Genomic DNA, 508 nt, shown 5'->3' with positions numbered 1-508 from the left:
ATATCTCCCAAGTACATCCTTTTTTCATGAGATATCAACCCCGATGATATTATATATCGCACTTGTTTCAACAGAAGAATTCACTCTTACCTTGAAAATCATACAATACAGAAATACTAATGGATAGACGGTTTCTAGATGACGGTTTCTCCATTCTTGAACCTCGGGTAGTACACTATAGGAAATACGGGATATCTCTGCATGAGAAATCTCCATATCATACATTTCCTGAACATAAACCCCCATAGCTCGGTTACACAAACCCAAAGCGTAAATCGATAAGATAGTACCTTCCAGATCATCGGTAATGATTAGCTGGCGTTTGGGAACATTCTTAGGTTCAAAAGTACCCAGGCGGTCACGACCAGTTTCTAACTCAAATGAGCCATCACTTAGACTACGCACAGTCTTATTCTTTTTACCGTTCTTACGGTTAATCTGCTCTTAAGTTTATCCTGAGCAAGGTGGTATTCAATCTCACAGGACATCATATATTCCAGACAGTGCT

Annotated in this window: 1 protein-coding gene; it reads right to left on the bottom strand. The window is 39.4% G+C overall.

Annotated elements, in window-relative coordinates:
• Window positions 1–24: 24 nt before the first annotated feature.
• On the bottom strand, window positions 25–438 hold the full coding sequence (locus tag GNY06_RS00530) for a transposase (protein ID WP_317163719.1): 414 nt from the start codon (window positions 436–438) through the stop codon (window positions 25–27).
• Window positions 439–508 lie beyond the last annotated feature (70 nt).

The sequence above is a fragment of the Elizabethkingia argenteiflava genome (assembly GCF_009904105.1).
GTDB lineage: Bacteria > Bacteroidota > Bacteroidia > Flavobacteriales > Weeksellaceae > Elizabethkingia > Elizabethkingia argenteiflava.
The sequence above is the reverse complement of the archived record's forward strand: the minus strand, read 5'-3'. Positions and strand labels throughout refer to the sequence as shown.